At 69.2% G+C, this 6357-nt stretch carries 9 protein-coding genes; 4 read left to right on the top strand and 5 right to left on the bottom strand.

Translation table 11 applies throughout. The features are described from left to right. Positions 1-46: 46 nt before the first annotated feature. The gene (locus tag VG296_RS16995) at positions 47-796 is read left to right on the top strand and encodes a CPBP family intramembrane glutamic endopeptidase (protein WP_325566712.1); all 750 of its coding nucleotides are present in this window, start codon (positions 47-49) and stop codon (positions 794-796) included. Positions 797-908: 112 nt separating this feature from the next. Here VG296_RS16995 and VG296_RS17000 read toward each other — a convergent pair whose 3' ends face one another. Then, on the bottom strand, positions 909-1730 hold the full coding sequence (locus VG296_RS17000; RefSeq protein WP_325566713.1) for an SAM-dependent methyltransferase: 822 nt from the start codon (positions 1728-1730) through the stop codon (positions 909-911). A gap of 441 nt (positions 1731-2171) precedes the next feature. Here VG296_RS17000 and VG296_RS17005 point away from each other — a divergent pair, with 441 nt between their 5' ends. After that, positions 2172-2573, top strand: a complete 402-nt coding sequence (locus tag VG296_RS17005; protein WP_325566714.1) for a VOC family protein — start codon at positions 2172-2174, stop codon at positions 2571-2573. A 10-nt stretch (positions 2574-2583) separates the two neighbouring features. After that, positions 2584-2931, top strand: a complete 348-nt coding sequence (locus VG296_RS17010; RefSeq protein ID WP_325566715.1) for a metallopeptidase family protein — start codon at positions 2584-2586, stop codon at positions 2929-2931. Here VG296_RS17010 and VG296_RS17015 read toward each other — a convergent pair. Then, positions 2925-3635, bottom strand: coding sequence for an alpha/beta hydrolase (locus VG296_RS17015; RefSeq protein ID WP_325566716.1), 711 nt, complete (start codon positions 3633-3635; stop codon positions 2925-2927). The genes VG296_RS17010 and VG296_RS17015 overlap by 7 nt on opposite strands. A gap of 55 nt (positions 3636-3690) precedes the next feature. Here VG296_RS17015 and VG296_RS17020 point away from each other — a divergent pair, with 55 nt between their 5' ends. Further along, positions 3691-4662: a helix-turn-helix transcriptional regulator gene (locus VG296_RS17020; protein ID WP_325566717.1), complete on the top strand. Its 972-nt coding sequence runs from the start codon at positions 3691-3693 to the stop codon at positions 4660-4662. Between the two features lie 34 nt (positions 4663-4696). Here VG296_RS17020 and VG296_RS17025 read toward each other — a convergent pair whose 3' ends face one another. Genes VG296_RS17025 through VG296_RS17035 form a run of 3 tightly spaced genes read right to left on the bottom strand, consistent with a single transcriptional unit; the run spans position 4697 to position 6180 of the window. Beyond that, positions 4697-5329 carry a dihydrofolate reductase family protein gene (locus VG296_RS17025; RefSeq protein WP_325566718.1) on the bottom strand — a complete coding sequence of 211 codons (633 nt, stop codon included), beginning with the start codon at positions 5327-5329 and terminating at the stop codon, positions 4697-4699. Further along, positions 5329-5835 (bottom strand): SRPBCC family protein, encoded by a 507-nt coding sequence (locus VG296_RS17030; RefSeq protein WP_325566719.1) that lies wholly within the window; start codon positions 5833-5835, stop codon positions 5329-5331. The genes VG296_RS17025 and VG296_RS17030 overlap by 1 nt, the downstream gene beginning before the upstream one ends. Positions 5836-5838: 3 nt before the next feature. Beyond that, complete coding sequence (locus VG296_RS17035; protein ID WP_325566720.1) at positions 5839-6180, bottom strand: metalloregulator ArsR/SmtB family transcription factor; 342 nt, start codon at positions 6178-6180, stop codon at positions 5839-5841. Positions 6181-6357: the final 177 nt, after the last annotated feature.

A 6357-nucleotide genomic window follows, 5' to 3' on the forward strand; every position in this document is an offset into this window, starting at 1 on the left:
GCCGCACCGTGTTGCGGACCGTGCGCGGGCGTGCCAAGCATGGAACATGTCGAGTGCGCGGGCGGCGGCCGAACCGCTCTCGACCACGCGCCGGACCCTGCCGCCGCGCCGCGCCGTCGCGCTCGTCGTGGCGCTGCTGGTGGTGGCGAATCTGACGAACAACCGGTGGGCGCCCGCGTGGGGCCTGCTCACCGGCCCGGTCGCGGCGGCGCTGCTGCTCGGCGTGCTGTTCTGGTCCGGCGGCACCTGGGCCGACGCCGGCCTCGGCCACGCTGACCTGGCACGCGGCACACGCTGGGCACTCGCGCTGATCGGCATCGTCGCCGCGGTCTACCTCGTGGGCGCGCTGCTGCCGTTCACCCGTGAACTGTTCTCCGACCAGCGCAACAACGGCCTCACCGGCCTGCAAGTCGCTGATCGGGTGCTGATCCGCGTTCCGATCGGCACGGTCCTGCTCGAAGAGGTGGCGTTTCGCGGCGTACTTCTCGCGGTCCTTCTGCGCGTGTGCGGCCGCGCATGGGCCACGACCATCGCATCCCTGCTGTTCGGGCTCTGGCACATCCTGCCGTCGCTGCATCTGTCCACGCAGAAGCCCGCGCTCACCGCCGTCTTCGGACGTTCCATGCTCGGCGCCGACCTCGCCGACGTCGGCGCAGTCATCTTCACCGCCGCGGCGGGCGCACTGCTCTGCGAACTCCGTCGCCGAAGCGGCAGCCTGCTCGCACCCATGGCCCTGCACTGGTCCACGAACGCGCTCGGCTATCTAACCGGCTACCTGCTAGCGCTGGCGACGTGATCGGCGAGGGCTGCGTCGTTCGCGGCGACGTTACTCGGCGTCATTACCCGCGGTGTCGTTACACGCGTCGGCCGCACATTCGGCTGCGTCATATCCGGTCGGTCCGGCAGCGTCACACCCTGCGTCCGACTCCGCCGATCAAGCTGTAGCGGGCGACGTCCGCGCCCAACGGGTCCGACTCGATCGCCCCCGGCTCCGGCCGCCAGTGGATGAGGTCGACCAGCCCCGGTTCGAGCAGTTCGTACCCGGCGAACATCCGCCCGACCTCGGCCGCGCCGCGGAACACACCCGGCTGCGTCGTGCGCGCGTAGACGTCCTCGATCTCGCCGACCACCTTCGGCTTGTAGTCGTTCGTACCATGGCTGATCGCGAGGTAGGACCCTGACACGGTACCGTCTCGGTACGAGGCCACGATCCCGGCCGGATCATCGCTGTCCGGCACGAACGGCAGCACCGACACGAGCAGCACGCCCACCGGCCGCGTCAGGTCGAGCCCGCCTGCGCGCACCGCGTCCCGCAGCACCGCCTCGGGATCCCGCAGGTCGGCGTGCAGAACGCTCACCGACGGCGTACCCGACAGCAGCGCGGACGCGTGCGCGACAGCAACCGGATCCGCGTCCACGTACACCGTCCTCACCCCGGCCCGTGCCGCCGACGCGACCTCATGCACGTTGCCAACCGTCGGAATCCCGGAGCCGAGATCAAGGAACTGGTCGATCCCGAGCTCGCACAGCGCCGTGACCGCGCGGCCCAAGAACGAGCGATTGGCCCGCACCACGTACGGCGCGTCCGGAAACACACGCATCGCCTGCTCCGCCAACGCCCGATCGCACGCGAAGTTGTGCGAGCCGCCGAGGAACCAGTCGTACATGCGCGCCACCGACGGCCGCTCAATGTCGACCTCGTCCGGCGCCCAAGCGGGCCGATGCTGCATGCGGGACCTCCTTCGTATCGCCATTGATACCAGAGCCGAGTCACGCAGCACAGCGCTGGCCCAGCCGAATTCACGGCAAACAGCGGATGCGTCAGACGAGCGAGCCGACGTCGTAGACGGCCTTCGGCGCCGAGCCTGCGCTTGACGGTTCTGCGGGGCTTCCAGCGCGATACGCCCCGGAACGTTTGTCGCCTCCAGAGCGAAAGTGGTCGGCGCCTCGTTCCGCTGGGTCCGGTCTCCGCGTGCGGCAGTTGGGTTGGTTGCTCGGTCTCCGAGGGCAGCCGAGCCGTACTCAAGCGCCTGATCCGCGTCGTGCCGCTGGACTCCCAGAAGCGCGAGACGGCGGCCGCGGTGCACGCGGAGGCACGAAGCTGATCGTCGACGCGCTCGCCCGCGCACGGCTGCGCGCTTCATAAGCGGAAAGCGGCATAAACTGCCCTCGTGACGCCGCAGAAGATCACGACCTTTCTGATGTTCGAGGGCAATGCCGAGGAGGCGATGACCTTTTACACCTCGCTCTTCGAAGACGGCGAGGTCATCAGCCTCACGCGCTACGGCGCGGATGGGCCGGGCAGGGAGGGGACCGTCCAGCATGCGACGTTCGCGCTCGCCGGTGAGCAGTACATGTGCATCGACAGCCCCGCCAAGCACGAGTTCGGCTTTACCCCCGCGATCTCGCTCTTCGTCAATTGCGCGGACGAGGCGGAGCTTGATCGTCTCTACGCGGCCCTCGGCGAGCGGGGCACGGAGCTCATGCCGCTGGGGAACTACGGCTTCAGCCCGAAGTTCGGCTGGGTCAACGACCGCTTCGGGGTCTCGTGGCAACTGAATCTGCCCGGGTAGCGTGAGACGGATGCTGGACATCCCCGCAGAGGAATTCGAGCAACTCGTGGAGGACGCGCTCGAAACCATCCCGCACGAGTTCGCGCGCGCCATCGACAACCTGGCGTTCTTCGTCGAGGACGAGTCCCCGGTGAACGGCCCGGAGTTGTTCGGATTGTATGAGGGCGTGCCGCTGACCCAGCGCGGGCATTGGTACGCCGGAGTCCAACCGGATCGGATCACGATCTATCGCCTGCCGATCCTGCGTGCCTGCTGGTCGCGATGGGAAGCGGTCGACCAGGTGGCCAAGACCGTGGTGCACGAGGTCGGGCACTACTTCGGCATCAGCGACCAGCGGCTGCACGAGCTCGGCTACTGAGTCCTGGCGTCGGTGTCGGGGTCAACGTCCGTGACAGCGTCGGCATTGGCCAAGGCGGCGAGGATGCGGGCCAGTTCGGCGGGCTTGGTCAGCATCGGCCAGTGCCCGGAGTCGATATCGACGAACTCAACGTGCTTGGCCTTGCTGAGCTGTGGTACCAGTCCTTCGGCGATCCAGTCCTGGGCCTGAGCCACGCTGAACTCGGGGCAGACGACCGCGACCGGCACCTCGTAGCGCCGCTCATCGCTCAGCCGGACCACGCCGTGGGCCACCGCCTCGGGGACGGGGGCGGCGGTCGCCTCGAAGGCGCGGCGCGCGGGGGCGTCGAGGTCGGCGGCGGAGTTGTCCTCCTCGAACGGCTCCCAGCCGGGGAACGGCATCACACCGTCTTTGATCTCGAAGAAGTCCGCGAAAAGCTTGCCGTCGCTGCTCGGGAAGCCGCCGATGAGGGCGAGCTTCGCGACCTGAGTCGGCCGCGCGTCGGCGGCCAGCCAGGCGAGTGTGCAGGCGGCCGAATGGCCCACGACCAGGGCCGCGTCGTCGGCTGCGTCCACCGCCGCGACCACCTCCGCCAGCTGCTCGTCGAGCGTCGCGGCCGTGTTGGTGATCACCACGGCGCGGTGCCCGAGCGCCGCGAGTTCGGGCACGACGTCGTTCCAGGCGGATCCGTCGAGCCAGAGTCCGCCGATCAAGAGAATGTCCATGCCCAAGAGGCTAGAGGCGGTTCCGGACGATCTACTTCCGGAATATCCTCGCTGTGTGCCGAGCGAAATGAGCCCCACCGCCCGTGCGCTGCGCACCCTGGAGCTCCTGCAGTCCCGCCCCGCCGGTGGCGTGCGCGCGGACGAGTTGGCCGAGCGTCTGGGCGTGACCGAGCGCGCGGTACGCCGGTATGTCGGGATCCTGCGCGAGGCGGGCGTTCCGGTGGACTCGGTCCGCGGCCCGCACGGCGGCTACCGGCTGGGCCGTGGCACGCGGCTGCCCCCGGTCGTGTTCACCGAACTCGAGGCTCTCGGCCTGGTCATGGCAGTGCTCGACGGCCAGCCGCAGGCCGCCGACCCCGGCGCGGACGATCTCGTCGGCACCGCGCTCGGCAAGGTCATCAGAGCTCTGCCGGAGCGCGTCGGCCGGCAGGCGGCGGCCCTGCGCGAACACGCGTCGGCCGCTCCCGACCGCTACTCGGCGCGCCCGGACCCGCTCGTCACCAGCGCACTCGTCGCCGCCTCCGCGATCCATCGTCGGGTGCTGATCTCGTATCGCAGCGAGGCGGGCAAGGAGTGGGACGCCGAGGTCGATCCGTGGGCGGTGGTCGTTCGCTACGGACGCTGGTATCTGCTGTGCCACTCGCACCGCGCGGACGCGATCCGCACATACCGCGTCGACCGAGTCGGATCGGTGCGCCAGATGGAGCAATCCTTCGAGCCGCCGGACGACCTCGATCCCGTCGCAGCCGTCGAGGAGAACCTCGGCATCGGCTGGCGCCACGTCACCCGCGTCGTCTTCCACGCCCCCTATGACGAGGTGGCACCATGGGTGCGTCCCCCGATGGGACGGCTTGAGCCAGCATCGGGGGACGGCTGCCTGCTCGTCGGGAGTACCCGCAATCCCGCGATGTACGCCCAGGAATGGCTCGCGAACATCCCCCTGCCATTCTCCGTCGAGGGCGGCCCGGAGCTGCATGCGGCCGTCACCGCCCTCGCCGCCCGCTTCACCGCCGCCGTCGACCCCTGACCTACGCGGTCCGGGAGCGGTAACCGTCTCGACCTCAGCGCTCCCGGACCGCGTAGGTCAGGTGGGTCACCCGCTGTGTCGGCTCCGCGTGGACCGGCTTCAGGGCCACGCGCGCCGCGTCCACGCCCTCGAACAGGCGGATTCCGGAGCCGAACAGCACGGGTGAGAGCGCGATCGTGAACTCGTCGATCAGGCCGGCGTTCACGTACTGCAGGATCGTCGCGCTGCCGCCCGCGATCCGGACGTCCCGGTCGCCGGCGGCCTCGCGGGCCTGGTCGAGCGCGGTCTCGATGCCGTCGTTGACGAAGTGGAAGGCGGTACCGCCCGGCCGCTCCCAGGGGTCGCGCTTCTCGTGCGTCACGACGAAGACCGGCGTGTGGAACGGCGCCTCGTCCGGCCACGCCTGTTCGCCGGCTTCGAACATGCGCTTGCCCATCACGCTCGCGCCGGTGCGCTCGAACGTCTCCCGCGCGATGTCGTTGTCGCGCCCTTCCTCGCCGCCCTCGCCGAGCTTCAGGTTCTCCCGGAAGAACCGCAGCGGGAAGATCCACTGCTGCAGTTCCATCCACTGCGACATCCAGCTCTGCACATCGTCGTCCCTGCGCTCCTCGGGCGCGATGAACCCGTCCAGCGACATCGTTACGCTGAAGAACACCTTTCCGGCCATCAGTTCTCGACTCCCTTCCGGAGCATCTCGGCCACGTAGGCAGCCAGGTCGTCCAGGGTCTGTCGGCCGCCCTCGATCGCGTGGTGCTTCTCGGCCGCCTCGTCGCGCAGTTCCTTGGTGGGGAACACGGCGCGCATCTCGATCCGGGTCGCCGCGCCGTCGCGCGTGAACGTGAGGACCGACTCGAAGGCGTTCGGGTCGTCGCGGTACTCACCGTGCAGCAGCGCGATCCGCTCCGGCGGGGCGATCTCGGTCCAGGAGATCCACTCCTGGTAGTCCGTCCCGTCCGGTCCGTGCATCACGAAGACCCACTCCGCGCCGACGCGGAAGTCGAACGCCCGCGTGGTGGTGCTGAACCCCTCCGGCCCCCACCACTGCGACAGGTGCCGGACTTCGGTGAACGCCTCGAACACCAGCTCCCGCGGGGCATTGACGACCCGGGAGATCACGATCTCGCGGTCGGCCGTCGCGGACAGCGCCGGCGCGTCCGGTCCTTTCTCCGCCATCGGTTACTCCTCCTGACTTGCCTGCTTGAGGTCCTGCACGTACGCGTCCAGCTGGTCGAAGCTCTCGTTCCAGAACCGCTCGAACCCGCCGGTCCACTCGTGAACCGGGCGAAGCCCGCGGGCGTCGAGGCCGTACAGGCGCTGCTTGCCCGTCCTGCGGTCGCGCACCAGCCCGACCTCCCGGAGCACCCGCAGGTGCTTGGACGCCCCCGGCAGGGTCATCCCCAGCTCCTGGGCCAAGGCGGTGACCGGCCGCTCACCCGCCCGCAGCAGCAACAGGATCTCCCGGCGCTGCGGCTCGGCGATCGCGTTGAAGACGTCCGACGTCGTCGCTGCTCGTGCCATGCCGCCATCATATGCCCATATCGGCATGCGTCAAGCCAGCAGGAAACAGGCGGGTCTTGTCAGATGACGATCGTGACCCTTGTCAGCGGCTGCGGAAACGAAAGGATCTGACACGTATGCCTATGGCCGCCGTGCTCGACTCCAACATCGCCTCCACCGAGACGGGATCGCCTGACG

This window comes from Actinospica sp. (genome assembly GCF_035552695.1).
Taxonomy (GTDB): domain Bacteria; phylum Actinomycetota; class Actinomycetes; order Streptomycetales; family Catenulisporaceae; genus Actinospica.

Coding starts and splice junctions, on each gene's coding strand:
- VG296_RS17030 (WP_325566719.1), bottom strand. CDS start 5,835: ATGGCGGAGAAAGGACCGGACGCGCCGGCGCTGTCCGCGACGGCCGAC.
- VG296_RS16995 (WP_325566712.1), top strand. CDS start 47: ATGTCGAGTGCGCGGGCGGCGGCCGAACCGCTCTCGACCACGCGCCGG.
- VG296_RS17000 (WP_325566713.1), bottom strand. CDS start 1,730: ATGCAGCATCGGCCCGCTTGGGCGCCGGACGAGGTCGACATTGAGCGG.
- VG296_RS17015 (WP_325566716.1), bottom strand. CDS start 3,635: ATGGACATTCTCTTGATCGGCGGACTCTGGCTCGACGGATCCGCCTGG.
- VG296_RS17010 (WP_325566715.1), top strand. CDS start 2,584: ATGCTGGACATCCCCGCAGAGGAATTCGAGCAACTCGTGGAGGACGCG.
- VG296_RS17025 (WP_325566718.1), bottom strand. CDS start 5,329: ATGGCCGGAAAGGTGTTCTTCAGCGTAACGATGTCGCTGGACGGGTTC.
- VG296_RS17035 (WP_325566720.1), bottom strand. CDS start 6,180: ATGGCACGAGCAGCGACGACGTCGGACGTCTTCAACGCGATCGCCGAG.